This window comes from Pedobacter sp. KH_004 (assembly GCF_057840755.1).
In genome coordinates this window covers 1,815,684-1,838,271 of the sequence record NZ_CM174519.1, presented here as the reverse complement: position 1 = coordinate 1,838,271, position 22,588 = coordinate 1,815,684, and the positions used below count along the sequence as shown (strand labels likewise).

General features: G+C 36.0%; 24 protein-coding genes. 14 read left to right on the top strand and 10 right to left on the bottom strand.

Annotated elements, in window-relative coordinates; translation table 11 throughout:
- Positions 1 to 107 precede the first annotated feature (107 nt).
- A complete protein-coding gene (locus AC3ITD_RS07800) occupies positions 108 to 845 on the bottom strand; it encodes a LytR/AlgR family response regulator transcription factor (RefSeq protein ID WP_489365487.1) in 738 nt (245 codons plus the stop codon).
- A 315-nt stretch (positions 846 to 1,160) separates the two neighbouring features.
- Between AC3ITD_RS07800 and AC3ITD_RS07795 the strand changes: the two genes are divergently transcribed.
- From AC3ITD_RS07795 to idi, 4 genes are all read left to right on the top strand, one after another.
- Entirely contained in the window at positions 1,161 to 1,439 is a 279-nt protein-coding gene (locus tag AC3ITD_RS07795) for a hypothetical protein (RefSeq protein WP_056848939.1), read from the top strand.
- Between the two features lie 166 nt (positions 1,440 to 1,605).
- Positions 1,606 to 2,493: a MerR family transcriptional regulator gene (locus AC3ITD_RS07790; RefSeq protein WP_489365485.1), complete on the top strand. Its 888-nt coding sequence runs from the start codon at positions 1,606 to 1,608 to the stop codon at positions 2,491 to 2,493.
- A 1-nt stretch (position 2,494) separates the two neighbouring features.
- Positions 2,495 to 3,331 (top strand): phytoene/squalene synthase family protein, encoded by an 837-nt coding sequence (locus AC3ITD_RS07785; protein WP_265798779.1) that lies wholly within the window; start codon positions 2,495 to 2,497, stop codon positions 3,329 to 3,331.
- A 4-nt stretch (positions 3,332 to 3,335) separates the two neighbouring features.
- A complete protein-coding gene (gene idi / locus AC3ITD_RS07780; RefSeq protein WP_489365482.1) occupies positions 3,336 to 3,878 on the top strand; it encodes an isopentenyl-diphosphate Delta-isomerase in 543 nt (180 codons plus the stop codon).
- A 155-nt stretch (positions 3,879 to 4,033) separates the two neighbouring features.
- Here idi and AC3ITD_RS07775 read toward each other — a convergent pair whose 3' ends face one another.
- Genes AC3ITD_RS07775 through AC3ITD_RS07765 form a run of 3 tightly spaced genes read right to left on the bottom strand, consistent with a single transcriptional unit; the run spans position 4,034 to position 5,380 of the window.
- The gene (locus AC3ITD_RS07775) at positions 4,034 to 4,777 is read right to left on the bottom strand and encodes an endonuclease (protein ID WP_489365480.1); all 744 of its coding nucleotides are present in this window, start codon (positions 4,775 to 4,777) and stop codon (positions 4,034 to 4,036) included.
- Entirely contained in the window at positions 4,770 to 4,973 is a 204-nt protein-coding gene (locus AC3ITD_RS07770; protein WP_265798782.1) for a KTSC domain-containing protein, read from the bottom strand. Before AC3ITD_RS07770 ends, AC3ITD_RS07775 begins: the two co-directional genes overlap by 8 nt.
- Before the next feature lie 26 nt (positions 4,974 to 4,999).
- On the bottom strand, positions 5,000 to 5,380 hold the full coding sequence (locus AC3ITD_RS07765; RefSeq protein ID WP_265798783.1) for a hypothetical protein: 381 nt from the start codon (positions 5,378 to 5,380) through the stop codon (positions 5,000 to 5,002).
- Between the two features lie 105 nt (positions 5,381 to 5,485).
- Here AC3ITD_RS07765 and AC3ITD_RS07760 point away from each other — a divergent pair, with 105 nt between their 5' ends.
- The 6 genes from AC3ITD_RS07760 to AC3ITD_RS07735 all read left to right on the top strand — a co-directional run bounded on the left by AC3ITD_RS07760 (position 5,486) and on the right by AC3ITD_RS07735 (position 9,431).
- Positions 5,486 to 5,674: a hypothetical protein gene (locus AC3ITD_RS07760; protein ID WP_265798784.1), complete on the top strand. Its 189-nt coding sequence runs from the start codon at positions 5,486 to 5,488 to the stop codon at positions 5,672 to 5,674.
- Between the two features lie 97 nt (positions 5,675 to 5,771).
- On the top strand, positions 5,772 to 6,563 hold the full coding sequence (locus tag AC3ITD_RS07755; RefSeq protein WP_489365477.1) for a HipA family kinase: 792 nt from the start codon (positions 5,772 to 5,774) through the stop codon (positions 6,561 to 6,563).
- Entirely contained in the window at positions 6,541 to 6,924 is a 384-nt protein-coding gene (locus AC3ITD_RS07750; RefSeq protein ID WP_489365475.1) for a DUF3037 domain-containing protein, read from the top strand. Before AC3ITD_RS07755 ends, AC3ITD_RS07750 begins: the two co-directional genes overlap by 23 nt.
- A gap of 54 nt (positions 6,925 to 6,978) precedes the next feature.
- Complete coding sequence (locus AC3ITD_RS07745; protein ID WP_489365473.1) at positions 6,979 to 8,889, top strand: AAA domain-containing protein; 1,911 nt, start codon at positions 6,979 to 6,981, stop codon at positions 8,887 to 8,889.
- Between the two features lie 155 nt (positions 8,890 to 9,044).
- Complete coding sequence (locus AC3ITD_RS07740; RefSeq protein WP_489365471.1) at positions 9,045 to 9,275, top strand: response regulator transcription factor; 231 nt, start codon at positions 9,045 to 9,047, stop codon at positions 9,273 to 9,275.
- Between the two features lie 18 nt (positions 9,276 to 9,293).
- Positions 9,294 to 9,431, top strand: coding sequence for a hypothetical protein (locus AC3ITD_RS07735; RefSeq protein ID WP_489365469.1), 138 nt, complete (start codon positions 9,294 to 9,296; stop codon positions 9,429 to 9,431).
- On the opposite strand, the gene AC3ITD_RS07730 is transcribed toward AC3ITD_RS07735, so the two are convergent.
- On the bottom strand, positions 9,417 to 11,267 hold the full coding sequence (locus AC3ITD_RS07730) for a DNA topoisomerase 3 (RefSeq protein ID WP_489365467.1): 1,851 nt from the start codon (positions 11,265 to 11,267) through the stop codon (positions 9,417 to 9,419). The two genes, AC3ITD_RS07735 and AC3ITD_RS07730, sit on opposite strands and share 15 nt — an antisense overlap.
- Before the next feature lie 165 nt (positions 11,268 to 11,432).
- Between AC3ITD_RS07730 and AC3ITD_RS07725 the strand changes: the two genes are divergently transcribed.
- A complete protein-coding gene (locus AC3ITD_RS07725) occupies positions 11,433 to 11,876 on the top strand; it encodes a hypothetical protein (RefSeq protein WP_489365465.1) in 444 nt (147 codons plus the stop codon).
- Here the strand turns inward: AC3ITD_RS07725 and AC3ITD_RS07720 are convergent.
- Positions 11,873 to 12,652 carry a murein L,D-transpeptidase catalytic domain family protein gene (locus tag AC3ITD_RS07720; RefSeq protein WP_489365463.1) on the bottom strand — a complete coding sequence of 260 codons (780 nt, stop codon included), beginning with the start codon at positions 12,650 to 12,652 and terminating at the stop codon, positions 11,873 to 11,875. The two genes, AC3ITD_RS07725 and AC3ITD_RS07720, sit on opposite strands and share 4 nt — an antisense overlap.
- A gap of 209 nt (positions 12,653 to 12,861) precedes the next feature.
- On the opposite strand from AC3ITD_RS07720, the gene AC3ITD_RS07715 reads away from it, so the two are divergent.
- On the top strand, positions 12,862 to 14,310 hold the full coding sequence (locus tag AC3ITD_RS07715; protein ID WP_489365460.1) for an SDR family oxidoreductase: 1,449 nt from the start codon (positions 12,862 to 12,864) through the stop codon (positions 14,308 to 14,310).
- A gap of 141 nt (positions 14,311 to 14,451) precedes the next feature.
- Here the strand turns inward: AC3ITD_RS07715 and AC3ITD_RS07710 are convergent, their stop codons facing one another.
- Together AC3ITD_RS07710 and AC3ITD_RS07705 are read right to left on the bottom strand one after the other, a co-directional pair.
- On the bottom strand, positions 14,452 to 16,359 hold the full coding sequence (locus AC3ITD_RS07710; protein ID WP_489365458.1) for a DUF3857 domain-containing protein: 1,908 nt from the start codon (positions 16,357 to 16,359) through the stop codon (positions 14,452 to 14,454).
- 1 nt (position 16,360) lies between these two features.
- Positions 16,361 to 18,334 carry a DUF3858 domain-containing protein gene (locus tag AC3ITD_RS07705; protein WP_489365456.1) on the bottom strand — a complete coding sequence of 658 codons (1,974 nt, stop codon included), beginning with the start codon at positions 18,332 to 18,334 and terminating at the stop codon, positions 16,361 to 16,363.
- A 181-nt stretch (positions 18,335 to 18,515) separates the two neighbouring features.
- On the opposite strand from AC3ITD_RS07705, the gene AC3ITD_RS07700 reads away from it, so the two are divergent.
- Together AC3ITD_RS07700 and AC3ITD_RS07695 are read left to right on the top strand one after the other, a co-directional pair.
- A complete protein-coding gene (locus tag AC3ITD_RS07700; protein ID WP_265798794.1) occupies positions 18,516 to 19,469 on the top strand; it encodes a 3'-5' exonuclease in 954 nt (317 codons plus the stop codon).
- Between the two features lie 27 nt (positions 19,470 to 19,496).
- Positions 19,497 to 21,362: a M1 family metallopeptidase gene (locus tag AC3ITD_RS07695; protein WP_489365453.1), complete on the top strand. Its 1,866-nt coding sequence runs from the start codon at positions 19,497 to 19,499 to the stop codon at positions 21,360 to 21,362.
- A 35-nt stretch (positions 21,363 to 21,397) separates the two neighbouring features.
- On the opposite strand, the gene AC3ITD_RS07690 is transcribed toward AC3ITD_RS07695, so the two are convergent.
- The gene (locus tag AC3ITD_RS07690) at positions 21,398 to 21,901 is read right to left on the bottom strand and encodes a hypothetical protein (RefSeq protein WP_265798796.1); all 504 of its coding nucleotides are present in this window, start codon (positions 21,899 to 21,901) and stop codon (positions 21,398 to 21,400) included.
- A gap of 113 nt (positions 21,902 to 22,014) precedes the next feature.
- Positions 22,015 to 22,524 carry a hypothetical protein gene (locus AC3ITD_RS07685; protein ID WP_265798797.1) on the bottom strand — a complete coding sequence of 170 codons (510 nt, stop codon included), beginning with the start codon at positions 22,522 to 22,524 and terminating at the stop codon, positions 22,015 to 22,017.
- Positions 22,525 to 22,588 lie beyond the last annotated feature (64 nt).

The following is a 22,588-nucleotide window of genomic DNA, read 5'->3' as shown; positions in this document are numbered from 1 at the left end:
CGGATCTTCAATTAATAAAAAATAGACTATCCCTAATACAAAGAAACATCAGGAATGTTTTAACCGCTATTAAAAACTTAAATTAAATTTCCCGATGGAATCAATTATCAGCTATCTTTCAAAGAATTGTTATTTGCAAATTCGGTAAAAAGCAATTTGTGCGAATCTTCAATTGTGTACAAAACGCCGCTAGCAAGCAAAATCTGGTTACCTAAAACACTTTTAATGTGCTTTTTAGAAATGATTGTATCGGTACTAATCTGAATAAAACCTGGGTGCGATCGCAACATATTAATCATCTTCGCGAAGTTTATTTTTGCACTTGATATAGATAGCTCCGTAGTAATAAAATTAATATCGTGTTTATGATCCTCGACAGCAATCAAATCCTCAAAATTTACTCTTACTAATTCGTCATTTTCATTATGTAATGGAATGTAAAAGTAATGGTCATTAAATATGGATAAAGTTTGATGGTCGGTTTTACCAGTAGGAAATAAGTTGTTAATGGTTTTGGTGAAGTTAAGAATAGAGTAGGGCTTCAATAGGTAAGCGTCTGCCTCAACTCGAAAAGCATCTAATGCATATCTCGGATGAGCTGTTGTAAAGATAAGATGCTTAGCCTTTTGCCTCAATAAGCCAGCGAGCTCAATACCAGAAAGTGCCGGCATCTCTACGTCTATGAAAATAATATCAACAGGATTTGCCATAGATATTTCTGCCAATGCCTGCAGCGGTTCAGTAAAAGTTTGAACTAACTCCAGTTCGGGCAACTTTTCCATGTAAGCAATTAGATTTTCTAAGGAATGGGGATCGTCATCAATGGCGATGCAACTTATAGACATTTTGTGAGTTTTAGATGCTGCAAAATACAATTTAGAGTGATAAAATCGAAAAATAATTTATAATGTATTGGCAAGTAGTAGATTTAATTGTGTAGTGTTAATTTCACGGATATGAATTAATAAACTGCAAGCACATAAATTTTATTAGAGGTATAAATATGCGATTAATAATAATAAATATGTAGTTTTAACATAAATGATTGATGTGATTTACAATTTATTGACCATTTGATAATATTTCGGATTTAAAACCGTAATAATCTTAAGATGATTTCTAAATAAAAATCAGTAATTATCTGCCTAAAATACATTTCTATGAAAAACAGAACCGCCATCACTACTACGTTGAATAAATCTATCACCAGAAAAGTGATTGAATTGCAAGAGTTAGGGTATGATTGTGATTTCCTTTTGCTTGCTAATGGTAATTTACTGTGTATTCAAACCAATCGGAAATACCCAATTAAATCGGTTTCGATAGAAACAATGGAACATGGTTATGATTTTTTTAGTCAAACATATAAACATGTTCACACCATTGTTACGGGAAATGGAGAGAGTGGGGTTCTGCTAACTGAGCGAGCCTACAATTGAGTTTTAATTAGCGTTTCGAGTGCTAAAATTCGCTAGTTTCGACTGAGCATTTCAACGGAGTTGCCTTGCCATTCTTGTGCTTCCAAATTGTAAATTTTGTTTTGGATAGAAAAAAACTATTCGACTTTCTTTTTGTTTAGATTTTATTGAATATATTTAAACAAAAATGACTTATACCATTTCAGATCTAGAGCAGCTTTCGGGCGTACAATCCCACACCATCAGGATTTGGGAACAAAGGTATAATGCTCTGAAGCCTATGCGATCGCAAGGCAATACTAGATTGTATGATGATGAACAGCTTGTAAAGCTATTAAACATCGTTAGCTTAAATCAAGTTGGTTTAAAAATTTCAAAAATCTGTAGTCTCTCCAATGAAGAAATAGAAGATCTTTTGGATCAACAATACGAGCATCAATCTGACGATGATCTGGCCGAGTTCTATCTTTCAAGGTTAATCAAGTTTGGTTTAGAATTTAATCACTTAGCTTTTAACAATCTACTCAACGATTGCCTGCAGATAATGGGTATTACCAATACCTACCGAAGGGTAACATACCCTTTACTTGTTCGTTTAGGATTGATGTGGAGAAAAGATGATATTTGTCCTGCCCACGAACATTTTATCAGCAACATCATTAGACAAAAACTCTTTTCCCAAATCGATAAAATAAGTACCACTAACCAGGATACTGCTACCTGGCTACTTTTTCTACCGGAAGATGAAGACCATGACATCGGTTTAATTTTCGCTTACTACCTGCTAAAACTAAATAATCACAATGTTATTTTTTTAGGCAATAGAACACCATTAGATTCTGTAAGCGCTGTAATTTCTACGATAAATATTGATCATGTTTTGCTTTTCATGGTTAAATCAAGAGCAGAAGAATCAACAAATAAATATATCCTTAACCTCACTAATAAGTGCAAAACTGCTAAAATTCATCTGGCAGGAAATGCAACAGTTATAGAAAAACTAAAAAATATTGATCATATCAATTGGTTTAAATCGCTTGATGAGTTCGAAAAATCAATACAAATCCCTATTTAACATGAAAGAAATTTTCGATCAACTATCGGCCAATTGTAGTAAACTCACCACCACTAGTTATAGTACCAGTTTTTCTTTTGGAATCTATTTTTTAGGTAAAGAGTTGCGCCAACCCATTTATGCTATATATGGTTTCGTTCGTTTAGCGGATGAAATTGTTGACAGCTTTCATAATTTTGATAAAAAGTATTTACTTGAAAAATTTAAACAGGACACCTTCGAATCTATCCAGTTAGGCATCAGCTTAAATCCTGTGATTAATTCTTTTCAGAAAGTAGTTAATGAGTTTAAGATTGATCATGAACTCATTCGTCTTTTTCTAAGAAGTATGGAAATGGATTTAGAGGACAAATTATACACGCAAGATTTATATGATGAATATATTTTGGGTTCAGCGGAAGTAGTAGGGCTTATGTGCTTAAAAGTGTTTACCAATGGCGATGAAAACGAGTATAATAGACTTAAGCCTTATGCGATGAAGCTTGGTTCTGCCTTTCAAAAAGTTAATTTTTTGAGGGATGTGAAAGCAGATCATCAGGCTTTGAACAGGAATTATTTTCCTAATGTGAATTTAGCGGCGTTCTGTGATAACGAGAAACGAAAAATTGAGCAAGAAATAGAGGAGGAGTTTAATGAGTCTTTGGTTGGCATTAAGATGCTCCCATTAAGTTCGAGAAATGGCGTTTATTTATCATATATCTATTATAAAAAGTTATTTAACAAAATAAAGGGATTGAGCGCAGAGAAAATTATGACTGAAAGAATAAGAATACCTAACCACCATAAGATTGGTTTAATGTTCGATTCTATGATTCGCCATAAATTAAATGTGATTTAGTTTAATGGAAGAACACGTAATCTTAGTTGATCAAAATGATATATCGCAAGGTAAAATGGAGAAATTAGAAGCCCATCAAAAAGGTGCTCTGCATAGGGCGTTTTCCATATTTATCTTTAATGATAACAATGAGCTTTTATTGCAGCAACGGGCCGAGGGAAAATACCATTCCGGTGGGTTGTGGACTAACACTTGCTGCAGTCACCCTCGGGAAGGCGAGAGCAATCTCGAAGCCACGCAAAGAAGGTTAGGTGAAGAAATGGGAATGAGCTGTGATTTGAGTTATGCTTTTAACTTTCTTTATAAAGTTAAATTCGAAGATGGATTGACTGAACATGAACTTGATCATGTTTTTTTTGGCAGATCTAATGAGAAGCCCGTAATCAATCTGGAAGAGGTGATGGATTTTAAATACATGAACCTCGATCTGTTGAAAAAAGATATTGAATATAACCCAGAAAACTATACGATTTGGCTGAAAATATGCCTAGAAAAAGTAATTCAGCATATGGAATTCGCTGAAAATAAAAACGGGCATACAGCCTAAGCCATATACCCGTATCTAAATTAACGCTCTCGAGGACAAATATAGAAGTAGTTTATATAATTCCTAAAAGTTTAACAATTCTTTTACTTTAAGATTATAGTTCGCTGTCGTTCTTAAGAAATACAAAGAGAAGCATCTGTATTTTGTCAGAGAAATTATTTTTTAGAATAATTTCTCTGACAAAAATCGCATACATAACATTGCCTGTGTGTCTTCCCGAGTTCTTGTTTAGTAACCTGATGATCTGCAGCGCACTTCTTCTGCAGATACACCTCCCAATGTTTACTCAATGTATTTTCCTTTTTCCAATCCAGAAAATCAAAGCTATATCGCTGGCTTTCATTAATAATCTCTTTAAGTTTAGTTAGAGGAATATCTTCAATTTTACTAAGCGGATGAACTTTAGTTCTGTATAACACTTCGTTTTTTATGATATTGCCAACGCCTCCAAAAATCTTTTGATTTAATAATACATCGCAGATATAGGAAGATGCGGTTTCTTTCAACTTTTTTAGTGCCAGTTTGGGATCCCATGATTTAGACATAACATCAGATTTCCAATCGTAATGTTCGTTAATATCGCCCTCAAGTAGGTCAATTTTACATGTGTAGAAATTTAGCTGATCATTTTTAAAGGAGAGTCCCAGTTTAACTGGTGTTTTTTTACTATCATTTATTAAATATGTTCCGAAAAGCATGAAGTGAATACGGACAGTAAAATCATCAAAACAAATTAAAAAGTGTTTTCCCCAGCTCTTGAAATCATTAACCTTTCGATGCAAAAGCCGGTCTTTATCAATAGTCGCCACATTTCCTATCACTTCCAAAACCTCAGGTTTTCTTAAGTGCAGTCCAGCTACTAAATCTTTTAATATCACAATTGATGGTCCTTCAGGCATTTGCTAGTTTTTTAAATGAGTAATGTTCTTTGATATAATAATTGAAATATTTGCCTTTTGATCTGGCGGCCTTGAACATTTCGAATACCTTCTGCGGCACACCTTCATATTGATAAACCATTCCAGAGACAAAAGTGATATTGAGTGCTTTCGCTTCTGGATTATAACTAAGATGATCTATAACGGATGATGGCATAAAAAGTATTTTCTTAACCCAAATTTTTACTCTCCCTTAAGTTCTGATTCTTCTTTGGCTGCTCGAATTTTCTCTTTCTTTAAGTCAATTCTTATAATATTGTATAGGCTCATGTATACATTTGCAATCCAAACAATTGCAAAGAACGCTATGATATATCCTCTCCAATCTGGATAGATAAGCGTGTATTTGGTAATCAACAGGATAATCAAGGTGATATAGTGGCTGAAACAATATTCGCAAGTGAACACATAAAAAAATTTCCGCTTGATTAGCTTGTCGCAATTTTTAGATCGATCAACACAAAATTCTCTCGCCTCTCTAAAAATTTCTTCTTTGGTAACCGTCCAGGCGATGCAAGCTACGGGGAGCGCTAAAACAAAAATGTAATAGATGTGTGGTTCCATGAAATTGAATTAATTTTAAATACAACCTTCAACCATCGAAAATGTTTAGATCCCGAAGTAAACATTTTCATGCTACAACTGTTTATTAATTCAAAAACCATAATTATGGAAAGATCAGAAATTGTATCTCTATTAGAGGTTATCAATCAGCAAGTAAGTTCTCCAATTTTAGGCGGGATGGAAGATGATTATGAGGTATTGGAAAGTATGGGCTTAGTTAAAATTAACAGGGAAGCTATACAATGGACAGCCGTGATGACGCCGGCAGGCAATGCTTATCTAGGGCATGATTAATTGACCATATAGGTTAATGATATTAATATAAATCTTCTAAATTTGTGGCGAGGGTTAGCACGTGACCTATTTATATATTGTTACGCTAATTAAGCTTATGAATGAAATTCAACTAAGAACGGTTAGTGTTACGCGGTATGTTACGCCTTTGCGAGAGGGCGGATCAATGCCCGCAATTGCTGAAGCCGACGATAATTTCTTATACGTATTAAAATTTCGTGGCGCCGGCCAGGGCACCAGGGCATTAATAGCCGAGCTAATTGGTGGCGAAATAGCAAGAATTTTGGGCTTACGGGTTCCGGAATTAGTTTTTGCTAATCTGGATGAGGCATTTGGAAGAACCGAGCCGGATGAAGAAATTCAAGATTTACTAAAAGCAAGTGTCGGTTTAAATCTCGCACTTCATTACTTATCAGGTGCCGTAACTTTTGATCCAACAGTTACCACTGTTGATGCCAAACTGGCCTCGCAAATTGTGTGGTTAGATTGTTTTTTAACCAATATGGATCGTACATGCCGCAACACCAATATGCTTATTTGGCACAAGGAACTCTGGCTCATCGATCATGGCGCATCGCTATATTTTCATCATTCATGGCAAAACTGGAAAGAACAGGCTACGAGGCCGTTTTTTCTGGTAAAAGACCATGTTTTATTGCCTTGGGCATCTGAGTTAGATGTTGTTGATCAGGAATTTAAATCAATCTTAAATCCAGAAAAAATTCAGGCAGTTATCAACTTAATTCCGGATGATTGGTTGGAAGGGGAGACTAACTTTGAAAGCAATACAGCACACAGGAATGCCTACTCGTATTTTCTGGAAACCCGTTTAGCAAATTCTGAACTATTTTTAAAAGAAGCGCAGCATGCAAGAGAAATTCTTATTTGAGTATGCCGTGATTCGTGTTATGCCTAGGGTAGAGCGTGAAGAATTTATTAATGTGGGCATTATTCTTTTCTGTGCAAAAAAGAAATTCTTGCAAAGCGTTTTCATTGTTGATAAAGTTAAATTAATTGCTTTTTCAGCTAAAATCGATATTGACGAAGTACAGGCAAATCTTTCTGCGTTTGAACGAATTAGCATAGGCGCAAAAAATGCTGGTCCGATTGGTCAATATGATCAGGCCTCCCGTTTTAGATGGCTTACTGCCACAAGAAGTACTGTAATTCAATGCTCAAAGGTACACCCTGGTTTTGCCACAGACCCTTATGAAACGATGATGAGGCTCCATCATGAATTGGTGTTGTAATTGCAAATTAGCCTCATTAATTATATATTCACTTATTTTCTTTAATCTTATCCGTTGCTAAAAGACTATTTTAAAAAGCTTCAAGATCTCCTTAATACAGAGCGTGAGGCAGATCTGCAATCCTATCTAAAGCTTACAGAAAATACTTCGCCTGCCGATCGCCGCTCCCTTGGGCTTACCTGGTATCCAATTGCTATCCGACATAATGAGATCGGAAGGGGCGATTATTTAACTGTGGAGGTAGAACGTACAACACATCAAGATTTTTCTCATCAATTTAGATTTGGATCTTCTGTTGTGTTATTCTCCAATCATGATCCAAAGGTAGATCAGCTAGAAGGAATAATTACCCACCAAACGGGCACTAGAATGAAAATCAACTTTCGGGTTGATGAATTACCAGATTGGACAAGAGATGGTAAACTCGGTGTCGATTTATTATTCGACAACAATAGCTACGATGAAATGCAAAACGCATTGAAACGAGCTTCAGTCCTTGCCGAAGATGACTCAGAAAATAAGCTGATCAGGATATTGATTACAGCTGAGAAACCATCGTTTCAGATTGAGGAAGAGTTTGTCATCCCTAGCACCTTAAATGGTTCGCAAAGGCTTGCGGTAAATAAAATTGTCACCGCTAATCATTTAGCAATTGTTCACGGTCCTCCTGGTACAGGAAAAACGACTACACTAGTTCATGCTATAAAATCATTAATCAAGCATAATAATCAAAAGATTTTAGTAGTTGCCCCTAGCAATACTGCCGTTGATTTATTAACAGAGAAACTTGCGCTGGAGGGGTTAAATACCATCCGTATAGGTAACCCAGCTCGGGTTTCAGAACGACTATTAACCTCGACTCTAGAACACAAAATGGCTGATCATCCGGATATGAAAACCATTAAATCGCTAAAAAAACAGGCCAACGAATATAAGAACATGGCCCATAAGTATAAGCGAAGTTTCGGAAAGGCTGAAAGAGAACAACGAAAAGCTTTATTTAATGAGGCGCATAAAATAGGGAAAGAAGTAGAAAAAATAGAACAGTATATTAGTGATCATTTGTTTGATAAGGCACAAATTATCACTGCAACCTTAGTTGGTGCAAACCATTACAGCGTCCGCAATTTAAAGTATAATACTGTAGTGATTGACGAGGCTGGCCAGGCATTAGAACCCGCCTGCTGGATACCAATTTTAAAAGCAGAGAAGATAATCTTTGCAGGAGATCACTTTCAGCTTTCACCGACAATAAAATCCCAAGAAGCCGGAAGTAATGGCTTAAGAAAAACTTTATTAGAAAAGTTGATCAACATTCACCCTGAGTCAGTTGTGCTTTTGAAAGAACAATATCGAATGCATCAGAACATTATGGGTTATTCCTCTAAAGTTTTTTATCAGAACCAATTAAATGCTCATCATTCTGTTGCAAATCATTTAATTTTTGACGATGACGAACCGCTTATTTATGTCGACACTGCGGGCTGCAGTTTTGATGAAAAACTAGATGGCACAAGTACCATAAATCCTGATGAAGCTGCTTTTTTAGTTAATCATCTCACCTCATTTGTGCAAGAAGTCACTTCCAAAAAGATTGATAATTTTCCATCAATAGCAATTATCTCACCTTATAAACAACAGGTACAATTTATAAAGACCTTAGTTGAAGAAAATCAAGCTTTAATTCCCCTAAAAAATAACATTTCGGTAAATACAATAGACAGTTTTCAGGGGCAGGAAAGAGACATTATTTATATCAGTTTAACCAGAAGCAATTCCGATGCAATAATTGGGTTTTTATCAGATACCAGAAGAATGAATGTGGCTATGACCAGGGCCAGAAAGAAATTGGTAGTAATAGGAGATAGTGCAACATTATCAAAGGCCAAATTTTATGCAGACTTTATTGAATATGCCGACAAATTGGGTGCCTACCATAGCGCTTGGGAATTTATAAATAGCTAACATGTTAGGTAATTTATTTTGCGTATAAATTATTACATTTGAGTAAATCATCCTGGATTTATTTTATCGCTTTAAAATTCCCTCAAACCATCAAGGTAGAAGACTGTGTTATATAAATCTCATTGTAAAAGATGATGGTTTAATAATTAATGGAAATGAAAGTAGGAATTAAAGTTTTAATTGCAGATGATAGTGATTTGATGAGGACGGTTATGAAAGATCTTTTTAAAAAATTTCTTGATAACCCAACTATCACTGAAACTACTAATTTACCAGATACATTTGAGCTGCTAAATCAAACCCAGTTCGATTTCTTGCTTTTGGATATCAATATGCCAAGAGGACATAGTAACCCTGAAACCATAGGAAAAGTTCATGCCATCTAACCTCAAATTAAGGTATGCATGTTTACAGGTAACGATAAGGCTACTTTACAGCAACAATATAAAGATGCAGGGGCGATAGGTTTCATCCAAAAAGATGAAAACATGGGTATCTCGTTTGAGCAAGTGTTAAAAAGCTTTCAATTAAGCTTTCTCTAGTTTTTTATCGTCTAGCTTTCCAGAAATACTGGCTCCCGCAATTAATAATTCGTTGGTAATCATTTTAGTGTATTCCGTAATTTCCGACTTAAAATCAGCCACAGAAGATCCCGATCGAATTTCTTCCAATCGCTTTTCCCATTGTCCGGTTAATTCAGCTTGTGCAATTTGCTTGTCTTTTACCACTTCGTAAACTGCTAAGCCTTTATTAGTGGGCAACAAATTACGTTTTTCGCGTACAATATATTCTCTGGTAATTAAAGTTTCAATAATTGAAGCCCGTGTTGCTGGGGTACCCAAGCCACTGTCTTTCATGGCATAACGCAATTCCTCATCCTCAATTTCTTTTCCACAGGTTTCAAGTGCCTTTAATAACGAAGCTTCGTTGTACATGGCTTTTGGTTTAGTCTGTTTTTCGAGCAAAGACTTTTCTAAAATAGGCAATTGCTCACCTACAACAACTTTAGGCAGCGCCGCATTGTCTTCATCTTTTTTATCTTCATCGGTTTCGTTAAAAACCGAGCGCCATCCTGCAGAGCGGATAACGGTTCCATTAGCAATGAAAGTTAAACCCGACTGGATAGTAATTTTGGTAATTTCCTTAAGGCATTCCTGGTGAAAGGCTTCAATCATCCTCCCAACAACCATATCGTAAACCGCTTGTTTATCACTGCTTAAACCATAGGCTTCTTCGCCGGTGGGCAATACGGCATGGTGATCGGTTACCTTTTTAGCGTTTACACTTCTTTTATTTAGGCTAGCCGTTTGAAGAAACTGTGCTTGTTTACCAAAATCAGGATGATTAGTAAATTTCGAAATTAACGTTGGAACACCAGCAAAAACATCATCGCCAATATACCTTGATCCGGTACGTGGATAGGATACCAATTTACTCTCGTATAAATTTTGCAAAATATTTAAGGTTTGGTCGGCGGTAAATCCCTTCTTCTTATTTGCTTCCTGTTGCAGGCTACTCAAATCGTGCAAAAGGGGCGGTGGTTCTTTACGGGGTTTAGCTTCCACGGCTGTGATGTTTCCTCCCGTGGCAAAATCAGAAGCTACATCTTCTACCAATGCAAAAAGTTTTTCGGCTTCTTCTTTATCCTTATAGTTTGAGGTAGATACCGCCTTAAATTGCTGCTCATCCTTGATCAGTTGGATGGCTATTTGGTAATAAGTTTGGGGAACAAAATTTTTAATTTCCAGGAACCGGGCACAAATCATTGCCAGCGTTGGGGTTTGTACTCTGCCCAAAGATAATACGCTTCTGTTCCCGGCCGAGATGCTTAAAGCCTGTGTGGCGTTCATCCCCACCAACCAGTCAGATTCTGAGCGACAATGTGCCGAATTAAATAAGGTATCGTAATCTGTGCCAGGCTTTAGGTTTCTAAAGCCGTCTTTTATAGCTTCATCCGTTTGAGATGATATCCAGAGTCGTTTGAAAGGCTTTTTACATTTCAGATAATAATAAATATATCTAAAAATTAATTCGCCTTCCCGCCCGGCATCGGTTGCAACAATAATTTCGGTCGCTTCATCAAACAGGCGCTTAATGGTGTCCAACTGTTTTCTAACTGCCGGATCTTCTATAAAACCGTCTTTGGTTTTTACCTTTCTTACCGCTAACTTAAATTTAGCTGGCAACATCGGTAAATGTTGTTTTCTCCAACCAATAAAACCATAATCTTGGGGAGGTGCCAATTGAAGCAGGTGTCCGAAAGCCCAGGTAAATGAATATCCTTTACCTTCGATATATCCATCTTTACGGGTTGTTGCTCCGAAAACTTTAGCAAGTTCACGACCAACAGAGGGCTTTTCGGCAATAACTATCTTCATTAATTAGGCATATTTTTCAAGCTCAAAGATGACTAAAATATTCCTTTCAACCGCTAAAATTTTACTCACAGGGTAACCAGCTGAACTTAAACATTTTCGGCGTCAAGCTGTTTGGAATACATCGTTTAGTAACAATAAATCAATTTTTAAATCCAATATTAAAAAATGGAACAGATTTACGAATTAGTAGCATGCAGGATAAAAGTTGATTTGCAACCGGGCATAATTCGCGTATATAGTGATGCTGAATTGTGGCGCTTTTTGAATGGAAACGTTAACGAAAGATTTAATTTATTAGCACAAACGATTAAGAGTAATTACAAAAATCTGTTTCATAAGGATTTAATCATTTCCAATGACTCGCTAATTGTTGAAATATTGGTACATGTTTACTGCGATTATGTAGGGTTAAAGTTTAATAGCGTTATTAAAATAAAACCTCTGAACAATTTTGTAAAGAAGTTACTGGTGAGAGCAGAAATTGTAGACTGCGGCGAAAAGGAAAAAGACAGCAACCGTTGGGTATGGGATTTTTTGGCCCGGTTTAAACCAATATTTGTTAAGATGCTCCCTAAAAATTTAAATAACACCAACCTCAAAATGTACTAATCCATTTGGGCAGCCATCATATTATTTTGATTTAAAGCTGCATTAGCCGCTAGTGTTTCGTTTAAAAGAGAAGACTGATAAGTGTGTTCTGAACTATTTATAAATAAAACTGTCCGATCTGAAATGGCGTCAATTACTTTATTGGCGAGTTTAGTGGGCACAGCAGGACAGCCTTGACTTCTTCCTAATCTACCCAGTTTATTTATGGTTTCTTGCGACACATAATCTGCCCCATGTATAACAATCGCTCTATCTCTGGCTTTGCTATTAAAACCCTGATCCATTCCGTCTAACTTTAAAGATCTGCCATGTTTCCCAAAATATATTTCTCCAGTAAGATAAAAACCTAAACTACTTTGGTTCGAATTCTGAATATTCGAAAAATTAGAGGGTTTATCCCCACCGCTATTCTGGCCGTGCGCCACCCATGTATTTAAAATTAGTTTCTTTTTATCTATATCAATAATATACAAGCGCTTTTTACGACTTTCCTGATCAAAATCTGCGATGGTTAGCACTGATTTGTCATGCAATAAGCCAGAATATTTCATATTATAATAACCGGTCAATGCTTTCTCAAATACCTGCTCACTCAAACCAGCCGAATCCAAATCGGCCGTTTGATATAAATCCAAAATGTACTGGTTATAAACGCTATCTGCTGCAAAGTTTATTAAAGGTTGAGATTGGGATTGATCAGCTGCTTTAAAACTTGTTCCAATAAGAGCAACACATACTAAAATTATGGAAACAAAGCATAAAATGTATTTATTCATACAGGGATGTTTGGTTTAATACTACATATACGATAGATTAAACCAAATGTTGTCCAAAAAACAGTGTAGCTTTAATAATACAGATTGTTTGACCTTCAAATGACTTATGTATTTATTTTATAGCTTAGTGGAATACAAATTCTTTTAAATCAATTGGAAAAGAAATAACAAAACAGTTTTTAAGGTGTTGTGAAATAAATAATCACTTGATGAAAATACTGCTCACTGGCGCAAACGGATACATTGGTACACGATTACTCCCTTTATTATTGGATGCGAAGCATCAGGTTGTTTGCATGGTGCGTGATAGCAGAAGATTTGCGGCACAATCTGACTTGGTGGATCAGGTTCAGATTATCAATGGTGATTTATTAAATCCAGATTCTTTAAATGAGATTCCGGATGATGTTGATGCAGCTTATTACCTGGTTCACTCCATGTCGTCAAGCGACGAAGGGTTTTCTGATTTAGAGAAAAAATCTTCAGAAAATTTCGCTAACGCAATAAAAAAAACAAAGTGTAAGCAGATCATTTATCTTACTGGTATTGCAAACGATGAACATTTATCCAAACATTTAGGCTCACGCCTGGCGGTAGAAGACGAATTGAAATCTTCAGGTATTGCGTGTACCATACTACGAGCTGCAATTATTATCGGTTCTGGCAGTGCATCTTTCGAAATTATCAGAGATCTAACAGAGAAAATTCCTGTAATGGTGGCTCCAAAATGGGTAAAAACAAAATGCCAGCCTATCGGTATTCGCGACGTATTGGGCTATTTAACAGGTGTTCTCCATAACCAAGAAGCATTTAATGAAACGTTTGATATCGGTGGTCCGGATATTTTAACTTATAAAAATATGTTGTTGGGTTATGCAAAGGAACGCGGCCTCAAAAGGTGGATTATCACCGTACCGGTACTTACTCCACGATTATCATCTTTATGGTTGAATTTAATTACACCTGTACCTTACTCACTGGCAAAAAGCTTGGTTGATAGCATGAAAAACGAAGTCATTTGTAAAGATGACCGGATTAAAGATGTGGTGCCGCGGCAATGCTTAACCTATGCCCAGGCTTTGCATTTGGCTTTTGAAAAAATCGATCAAAATTCTATAGTTTCAAGCTGGAAAGATGCCTTAAATAGAGGCTACCTGCAAACCGATTTTATGGATCAAATTAAAGTTCCACAAAACGGCACGTTGGAATATAAGGTAAAAATGCCTTTTGAACGCAAGGCGGAAGAGGTTTTTGATAATATTTGGAGCATCGGCGGGAGTAGAGGATGGTATTTTATGGACTGGCTTTGGCAGCTAAGAGGCTTTTTAGATAAAATTTTCGGCGGCGTAGGCACACGCAGAGGCAGAACCAGTAATATTGATCTTCAAGCTGGTGATGTGCTTGATTTCTGGCGGGTGCTTTTAGCCGACAAAAAGAATAAACGATTATTACTTTATGCCGAAATGAAAGTGCCTGGTGAAGCTTGGCTAGAATTCAAACTGGTAGAATTTCATGGCCAGGCGTTTCTATCGCAAATTGCTACCTTCAGGCCGAAAGGTTTATGGGGAAGAATGTATTGGTACGCCATGTGGCCATTTCATATTGTATTGTTTAAGGGCATGGCTAAACAGATTACTACTTTTCAACCTGAATCTTAATCCAATTTGTTAGTTTTGCTGCTTAAATGAAAAAAATGCAGAATCAAGACCACGATTATTCCTTCTGGACAAAGTATAAACGCTTTGCAAGTACAGAAATTCTAATGTACTTAATTATGATTGTTGGGATCGCCTTGGGTATTATTTTTTTAAGTTAAGGATCAACTTCAAATTATCGAAAGTATTTACGTCGGTCATAAACTTTGCGAATAAGCTATATTTTTCGGAAGGAAATGTTCCGTCGTTAATTTTGATTTTTCTGTAGTAAATGATTTTTCTACCCTCAACAGTTACCTTCGATTCATAAGACCCAAAATCACTTTCCAGTTTTTTATTCATCGGTAAAATAAAATCAGCTAATACGTTTTCTGGAATCGAATAAGTGATAGTGTCTTCATCAGTATAGCCTCTATTTATATAAACAGGAAGCTTTCTTATTTTTATTTCCGGAACACCTCTCGATATATTAAAAGTATTTAATTGTAGATACATCTTATTGTTTTCGACTGGCGCATATTGACGGATTTTAACTTTAACATCTTCTGTAATCTTCGGGTTATCAGTTTTATCTCTTAAGTAAGTGATGTTTTGGAAATCTATATGATCAAGATTATACCAAATTTTAAGTGCTTTCAGTTGCTCGGTTATTGATTTTTCGATGTTGGATTCATGATTATCGTATTGGGCGCCCGAAAAAACAGTCTGCATATTTCCTAGAGCTGTACCATCATCACTAAGACTCAAATTTACTTTTCTTATCTGAAGATTATTTTGTGCACTTAGTTTAGGTGTTCTAAGTAATTTTCCGCCTTCAGGAGTACAGGCAAATACCAGCCGGTCATCCGTAAAATCTCCTAAAAACCCAAAGGGAATTTTTTGATTCGTACATTCCAGCCAGGTCGTATCGCCTTTAAGTGGTAAACAGAGAATGATGTGATTACCCTGAGCCATATCGGCAAATTGAGGGTCAAGACTAATCTTTTCGCTTCCAGCTTCCACTACGCAATAATAGGATTCAATATCAATAGCTTTCAACATACTTTGCATGTAGTTTACAAGTGCTTTACAATCTCCATATCCTAAACGATCGACCTCACTTACTGCAATAGGCTGCAAACCACCAATACCAATTTGAACACTGATGTATCGTGTTTTATCCTGCAAATACTGATAAATTTTTCTGGCTTTATCTTTATCAGTTTTTTTATCCTTTACCAAATCTTTCACCATGGTTATGGTAGCTGGCGGCAAGGTATTTCGCTGTTTAATCAAATCATCATAAACCCATTTCCCCAACTCCACCCAATTTTGATAACTACCCTTGTGGTTGTAATAAGTAAACTGTTTGGGTGCAACTTGAATGCTTGTTCTATAAGTTTCGGGGTTAGGACTAAAAGGTTCACTTTTAACAGCTAAGATATTGCTGGTTTTCCATACCATTTTTTTTTGCTTTTCATCTGTAAAAACCTCTGGTTCCATAGCATAATTTACAGTTTTTATGCGCACCTCATCAGTTGGTTTACAGATAAATGTGTATGAACTTTTTTCCACCGAAACATCATCGCCAGGCTTTGGGACCCATCTGGGAATAATTAAATTCTGTTTATTACGAATTTCATAATTGTAAACGATGGTATACGGATATTGATTCACATTCGGCAGATAATGCTTTACGCGGCTATCTACAAACAAGGAAAACCCATCTGCTGCACTTACATCACTAAAGTTATTTTGCGTAAACTTGCTTATTGGTTTACCAACAGCATTGTAAACTTCACCCTTTATTGTTTTTATAGCGGTATTTTTATCATAATTTAATACCAGCCTTGCTTCATCTTCTCCATTTTCGTTAAATACAGTAATCGCTTTCTTTACGGTTAACAATACGTTTTCCGGCGAACGCATATCAACTAATATTTCCTCATTTCTGATACAAGAGTTAGCTCTGTTTTTGAGTGTTCCGGGGATTAAATCAACATCGTAATTATCCTGTGAAAAAGCAGCATTAATAAAGGTAATAAGGTATAGTATACTAAGTTTGCATTTCATATTATTCGCCTTTCCTTAATAAATATTCTACCTTTTGATTTTGGATTATTTTACTATAAAATTCCCTTAGAAAGGGATACTCATCAGGTTGATAAACAGCATTGTTAAATTGCAAAATCTGGCTCAATGACAAGTTGTTGTTATCCAATTGTGTTTGCAGCAAATACTTACCACCGCCGTTGGGTAAGGCAATAGCCAGATTTTTTGGTTTCTCTACTAAATTATACTTTGCTGGCAGTTCGATATTGATGATAATCCTTTCATCAGATGCTGCACCCAAATCAACAGGATAAGTTCTAATATTTAAATTAAAAGGGTTTTTAGAAATAGCGTTAATAAAAAACGGACTTAAATAAAACTCATTTTTATTTATTCCATCGTTCATGGTAAACTCTATTTCGTACTTTTCTGTGAGTGGATTTTCTACACTGTCTAAATTGCTAATTACAGGGTCGGAAATCTTTATTTTAACCAACCGTTCGTCCAGTTTTTCTACAAATTCATCAGTGGAGGTGTATCTTTTAATTTCTTTCCTTTTGGCAAAAGCGGCGTAACCTTGATAAATGGTAGTAAGTGTACCCGCTATTTTACCCTCGTTAGTCAGTTTTCCATTTAAAATGTAATTGGTCACCGTTTTCTGGCTAGCCTTTAAATCGATCCAATAAGATGGTTTTTTCAAGTTAATAACCCTGCCTTGATCGTTCATACAGCGCAAAGGCAACAAACCGAAAGGCAGAAGCGGTTCCGTAGCATCAAGAAGGTAACTTTTGTCGCCAATGTTTAATTTGGCAACTACATAATTAAAATCGCTGATTACAGGATAGAGTTTATTTATCGTGCCGTTCTCACGGGTAGATAAAATAACGGCTTCAGCATCAAGGTTTGCAGCAGAAAGTGCAGCAATTAGATTTAAATTCAAATCAGCGACGTTTCCCGATCTGTTATCGAAGGATTTCTTGATGTTTTCCGCACAATAAATTCCGTAATAGTTATCCCACTTAATTTGTTTTTTAATGTAGTTTAAAATGGCTTTCGCTTTAGTCAAATCGTCTGGCGAATCTTTAATTATAGAAGGGATAAGGTCTTTATACATATCCTTACGCTTCATTTGTGATCCAAACGATTTATCACTGGAAAGCTCGTAATCAATATCTTTCCATGTTTTCGTGTATGATGTTTTGCCCCCGGACGGATTGGTAACATCAGAAAGTTCGAAATAAATAGCCGATTTAAAATTACTTGGAGCGGTCATGTTATCTTCCTCAATGAATGCGGGTATATCTTTCATCAGGTAAGTAATTTTGGAGCAATCTATATTTGCCCCATTAATGCGCAAACATTCTTTAGCTAACTCGACCTTTTGATCGCTTAGCTTTTGATAACCCCTAAGGGAAACATTGTAATTGTAAATACCAGGAATGTAAACCAGATACTCACTGATGACCTTTGGTATTTTCCACTGAAACTCCCATGTTTTGAAATTAAACAGGTTTGGAGATTTTAACCTGTAGCTATATTCTATTATTGATCCTTCCTTCAAATTTGGTAACGTAAATTTCAAAAGCTTCGTATACTTCGATCGGTTCTCGAAAAATATAGCTTTTTTATCCATAGGTGTTGCAACAAACTTACCGTCAGTATAGTTAAAGGTCGATGCGGTTAAATCGTTGATGGTTTCTTCCCGAGAATCATCCTTATATAAAGGCACTACGACATTTGCGTTTTCAAACCCTTCTTTGTTATAAATCTTTATTTTTACATGGTAATCGAAAATAAGTTCAAGCCTTCCTGTAGCATCATCAATCTCTATCCTTGCTGTACCAAATTCTTTGAGTACGATTGCATTTGCATTACTATCAAGCTTGTTTCGGTCAAATTCGTAATCATCATAGGTAATGGCTCCAAAATTAAAGTTCTGAGCAAAAACCGGTATATATGCGGAAAATAGTAAGAGAAAAAGTATTAGTTTTTTCATAGAGTGCGTCTTTAAATTTTGCAGCAATTTAAAGCTAGCATTTAATATTCAGAAATAATTTGAAAATTATATTTCGAATTTAATACGGTGTTTTACAAACAAATCAATCCTTTTTAGCACTTTTGGATAAACATAATTTTCGATGCAGTAAGACGCTGTATTCTTTCTCTTATTCAATAAAATGAAATTAAATTTAAAACGTCCATTAGCATTTTTCGATTTAGAAGCTACTGGTATAAATGTAGGTGCTGATAGAATAGTAGAAATTGCGATTTTAAAAGCATATCCAGACGGTAAAGAAGAGGTTAAAACCTGGCGTGTAAATCCAGAAATGCCAATTCCATTACAAACTTCTTTAATTCATGGCATTTACGATGAAGACATTGCAAACGAGCCAACGTTTAAAGTGTTAGCAAAAGAAATTGCCGAATTTATCGGAGAAAGTGATTTGGCGGGCTACAACTCAAATAAGTTTGATATTCCGATGTTGTTGGAAGAATTTTTAAGAGCTGATGTAGATTTTGATATGAACCAACGCAAATTCGTTGACGTTCAGAATATTTTCCACCAGATGGAGCAACGTACATTAAAAGCAGCTTATAAATTTTATTGCCAGGAAGATTTAATAAACGCTCATGCTGCAGAGGCAGATGTAATAGCAACTTATAAAGTTTTGCTTGGTCAGCTAGAGATGTACAAGGAAAAAGAATTTGAAGATAAACAGGGCAACAAAAGCATTCCTGTTGTGAATGATGTAGATGCCTTACACGTATTTACTAACATACATAAGCCAGTAGATTTTGCTGGCAGAATGGTTTATAATGATAAAAATGAGGTTTGTTTTAACTTCGGAAAACACAAAGGAAAAACGACCGAACAAGTTTTTGCTGTTGAACCAAGTTATTATGCCTGGATGAAACAAGGTGATTTTCCTTTATACACGAAGAAAAAACTGGATGAGGAATGGGCAAAATTTAATGCCAAGAAAAACGAAAACCGCACCCCAAAACCACAACCAACGGCTGCTGCGCAAAAGCCACAATATCAACAAAAGCCTCAGCAAAAACCAGATAAGCCTGCACAACCTATTAATAACGATATGCTTGAGCAGCTAAAGATGAAATTTGGTAAGTAAGCAGACGGTATTAAGGTTTGATTTAAAATGAAAGTGATTAAAATATTTAGCATTATACTTTTTTCTGTAGTATATGCAAAGGCTCAGGTTCAATTGCCTATTGAACCGGTTTTTCAGAATACATACAACAAAGAGACCCGTAGTGTTAGTGGAAAACCAGGGAAAAACTATTGGCAAAACTCTTCAAAATACGATTTAAAGGTTGATTTTAATCCCTCAACACGGTTGTTAAAGGGTAAGGTGGATGTAGTTTATACCAACAACAGCCCCGATACACTAAAAGAAATTTGGTTCAAAATCTACCCAAATTTGTATAAAAAGGGTTCGATCAGAAAATCAAAAATAGCAGATTCTGATTTGGGTGAGGGCGTACAAATTACAGCCGCAGCCCTAAACAATAGTCAGTTAGCGTTAGGGAGTTTGCAAATTGACGGCACGAATATGCATATCATGATTCAACCGCTTTTACCTGGTAAAAGCATCAAGTTTAACTTCGACTACAATTATACTTTAAACAAGGGCTCACACATTCGTACCGGACAAGTGGATGATGGCTCGCATTTTATAGCTTATTTCTTTCCTAGAATTGCCGTTTACGATGATGTGGATGGCTGGAACAAATATCCTTATACAGGAGCAGAAGAATTTTACAACGATTTCGATCAGTTTAATGCAGAGATTAAAGTTCCTGGTGGGTATGCCGTTTGGGCTACAGGCGATTTAAAAAATGCTAATGAAGTATTCTATAAAGAGATTGCCGCTAGAATCGCTTCAGCAGAAAAAAATGATGGAATTGTAGATGTGATTACAGAAAAGGATTTGGCAATGAAACAGGTAACTAAGCCCAATACTTTTAACACCTTTAAATTCGAAGCCAAAAATGTTACCGATTTTGTGTTTGCTTTAAGTGATCACTATCTATGGAAATCAACCAGCTTGATGGTTGATCCAAAAACAAAAAGGAGAACCAGGGTTGATGCTGTTTTTAACGCTAAGCACAAAGACTATTATGAAGTGATTGATTTTGCTCGTAAAACTGTTGAATCAATGAGTTACAAATTTCCGAAATGGCCATTTCCATATAATCATGAAACGATTTTCGATGGTTTAGACCAAATGGAATATCCGATGATGGTTAATGATAAGCCAGTTGATAATAGGGAAGATGCGATTACTTTAACAGATCACGAAATTTTCCACACCATGTTCCCATTTTATATGGGTATAAATGAGACCAAATATGGTTGGATGGATGAAGGCTGGGCCACGATAGGTGAGTGGCTAATTTCACCAATGATCGATTCCACCATCGTTGATGAATATGGTATTCAGCCAACAGCAGCTTCATCAGGAAATAAAGATGATTCTCCCATCATGACATTAACACCTGACTTAAAAGGATCTGGAAGTTTTACCAATTCTTATCCGAAACCTGGTTTAGCGTATTTGTATGTTAAAGATTATCTTGGCGAGGAGTTGTTTACTAAAGCGCTTCACAACTACATCAACAATTGGAACGGGAAACACCCAATGCCTTACGATTTCTTTAACAGTATGAATGAAGGAAGTGGAAAAAATTTAAACTGGTTTTGGAAGTCATGGTTTTTTGAGGGCGGCGTTTTGGATATGGCAATTAAATCGGTGGATAAAACAGACACTGGTTATTCAATAAAAATTGAAAATAAAGGGATTAAAGCGTTACCGATTGATTTGGTGTTAAACTATGCAGATGGATCAAAAGAAACCAATCATAGTACGATCGCTGTATGGCAGGATGGCGCAAAGGAAGTGCAAATCGAAATTAAAACTTCGAAAAAACTGAATAAAGTAACAATGGGCAGTAGTCATGTTCCAGACAAAGTGAAAAGTGATAATACTTATAATGTAAACTAATCATAAAAAAAGAGGCTTAAAGCCTCTTTTTTTATTTAACGTCTACCATGTTTTTCTCTATGTCCTCTAGAAAATAAACTAGCATTAACTCTTTGATCGTGACGTCTATAATCTACGCGTTGTGGCCTGTAATGGTTTCGCGGTGCGTTATAACGACCCCTGTTTCCGCCGCCATATGATGAACGAAATACATTCTTATGGTTAGAATATCTAACTCTATGCGTATTGTAACTGCGATATGGGCTGTTTCCATATACAACCACTTTTCTTCCACGGTGTAAATCATAGCCTCTATATCTAGCTGGTAAATATCTAGATCGAGTCCAGCGATTTCCATTTAAATAAACAAACTGGCGTTGCGGAACATAATAATAAGACTGTACTTCAGGTAAGTAATAGTAATTTACGTTTTGATAACCAACAGGAACCCAAGCCGGTTGCGCACCAATGTTAACATTAATACTTACCTGGGCGTTAGATTGATTTGATGTTAAAGCCACGATACCTACAATCGCGGAGATGATAAATAACTTTTTCATAATCGGTTCTATTTGTGTGTTTAATACAAATTCAAACGCTATGCCAAAAAATCTATTGTAACAGAGATATAAAAAAAGAGCTTCTTCGAAGCCCTTCCTTAATCACTTAACAATTATTTGTGTTTTCCCTTTCCGTTTCCTTTGCCATGGTTACCATTTCCTTTGTTCGCTTTACCGTATATTTTTTTCGCTTGTCCAGGTGGCATTCCATGTGGATGACCTTTTACCACGTAGTATTTGCTGTCGCGGCTATCTCTTATGACCAACTGACCTTTGTTACCTTTGAATTTTCCGTATTTAACCTTATCATTCTTAAAATTTAGATAAGGTTTTGGAGAGTTAATTACCACTTTATACCCATTGTATAAATCGTAATTTCCGTATCTCGATGGTAGATTGTTCGCAAAAACCCAGTCGTTTCCATTTAAATATACAAATTGCTTTTTCGGAACATAGTAGTAACTTTCCACATCTGGAAGATAATAGTAATCAACGTGATCATAACCAGTGGGTCCCCAAAGCGGCTGTGAACCAATATTTACATTCAAATTTACTTGAGCCTTTGCCGGCATGCTGAGGAACGAAATCATCATTACTACAGCTACTAAAAATAATCTTTTCATAATCGATTTAATTTGTGTTGATAGACCCATATTTCCAAAAGGCGTGCCACAAAAAAAGGGAGCT

What these genes read in the sequence shown, in the direction of transcription:
- AC3ITD_RS07765 (WP_265798783.1), bottom strand. Translation starts at nt 5,380, where the DNA reads ATGGAACCACACATCTATTACATTTTTGTTTTAGCGCTCCCCGTAGCT.
- AC3ITD_RS07750 (WP_489365475.1), top strand. Translation starts at nt 6,541, where the DNA reads ATGCAAGAGAAATTCTTATTTGAGTATGCCGTGATTCGTGTTATGCCT.
- AC3ITD_RS07800 (WP_489365487.1), bottom strand. Translation starts at nt 845, where the DNA reads ATGTCTATAAGTTGCATCGCCATTGATGACGATCCCCATTCCTTAGAA.
- AC3ITD_RS07735 (WP_489365469.1), top strand. Translation starts at nt 9,294, where the DNA reads ATGTTTACAGGTAACGATAAGGCTACTTTACAGCAACAATATAAAGAT.
- AC3ITD_RS07690 (WP_265798796.1), bottom strand. Translation starts at nt 21,901, where the DNA reads ATGAAAAAGTTATTTATCATCTCCGCGATTGTAGGTATCGTGGCTTTA.
- AC3ITD_RS07715 (WP_489365460.1), top strand. Translation starts at nt 12,862, where the DNA reads ATGAAAATACTGCTCACTGGCGCAAACGGATACATTGGTACACGATTA.
- AC3ITD_RS07755 (WP_489365477.1), top strand. Translation starts at nt 5,772, where the DNA reads ATGAATGAAATTCAACTAAGAACGGTTAGTGTTACGCGGTATGTTACG.
- AC3ITD_RS07720 (WP_489365463.1), bottom strand. Translation starts at nt 12,652, where the DNA reads ATGAATAAATACATTTTATGCTTTGTTTCCATAATTTTAGTATGTGTT.
- AC3ITD_RS07770 (WP_265798782.1), bottom strand. Translation starts at nt 4,973, where the DNA reads ATGCCATCATCCGTTATAGATCATCTTAGTTATAATCCAGAAGCGAAA.
- AC3ITD_RS07740 (WP_489365471.1), top strand. Translation starts at nt 9,045, where the DNA reads ATGAAAGTAGGAATTAAAGTTTTAATTGCAGATGATAGTGATTTGATG.
- AC3ITD_RS07730 (WP_489365467.1), bottom strand. Translation starts at nt 11,267, where the DNA reads ATGAAGATAGTTATTGCCGAAAAGCCCTCTGTTGGTCGTGAACTTGCT.
- AC3ITD_RS07710 (WP_489365458.1), bottom strand. Translation starts at nt 16,359, where the DNA reads ATGAAATGCAAACTTAGTATACTATACCTTATTACCTTTATTAATGCT.
- AC3ITD_RS07725 (WP_489365465.1), top strand. Translation starts at nt 11,433, where the DNA reads ATGGAACAGATTTACGAATTAGTAGCATGCAGGATAAAAGTTGATTTG.
- AC3ITD_RS07695 (WP_489365453.1), top strand. Translation starts at nt 19,497, where the DNA reads ATGAAAGTGATTAAAATATTTAGCATTATACTTTTTTCTGTAGTATAT.
- AC3ITD_RS07685 (WP_265798797.1), bottom strand. Translation starts at nt 22,524, where the DNA reads ATGAAAAGATTATTTTTAGTAGCTGTAGTAATGATGATTTCGTTCCTC.
- AC3ITD_RS07785 (WP_265798779.1), top strand. Translation starts at nt 2,495, where the DNA reads ATGAAAGAAATTTTCGATCAACTATCGGCCAATTGTAGTAAACTCACC.
- AC3ITD_RS07795 (WP_056848939.1), top strand. Translation starts at nt 1,161, where the DNA reads ATGAAAAACAGAACCGCCATCACTACTACGTTGAATAAATCTATCACC.
- idi (WP_489365482.1), top strand. Translation starts at nt 3,336, where the DNA reads ATGGAAGAACACGTAATCTTAGTTGATCAAAATGATATATCGCAAGGT.
- AC3ITD_RS07775 (WP_489365480.1), bottom strand. Translation starts at nt 4,777, where the DNA reads ATGCCTGAAGGACCATCAATTGTGATATTAAAAGATTTAGTAGCTGGA.
- AC3ITD_RS07790 (WP_489365485.1), top strand. Translation starts at nt 1,606, where the DNA reads ATGACTTATACCATTTCAGATCTAGAGCAGCTTTCGGGCGTACAATCC.
- AC3ITD_RS07705 (WP_489365456.1), bottom strand. Translation starts at nt 18,334, where the DNA reads ATGAAAAAACTAATACTTTTTCTCTTACTATTTTCCGCATATATACCG.
- AC3ITD_RS07700 (WP_265798794.1), top strand. Translation starts at nt 18,516, where the DNA reads ATGAAATTAAATTTAAAACGTCCATTAGCATTTTTCGATTTAGAAGCT.
- AC3ITD_RS07760 (WP_265798784.1), top strand. Translation starts at nt 5,486, where the DNA reads ATGGAAAGATCAGAAATTGTATCTCTATTAGAGGTTATCAATCAGCAA.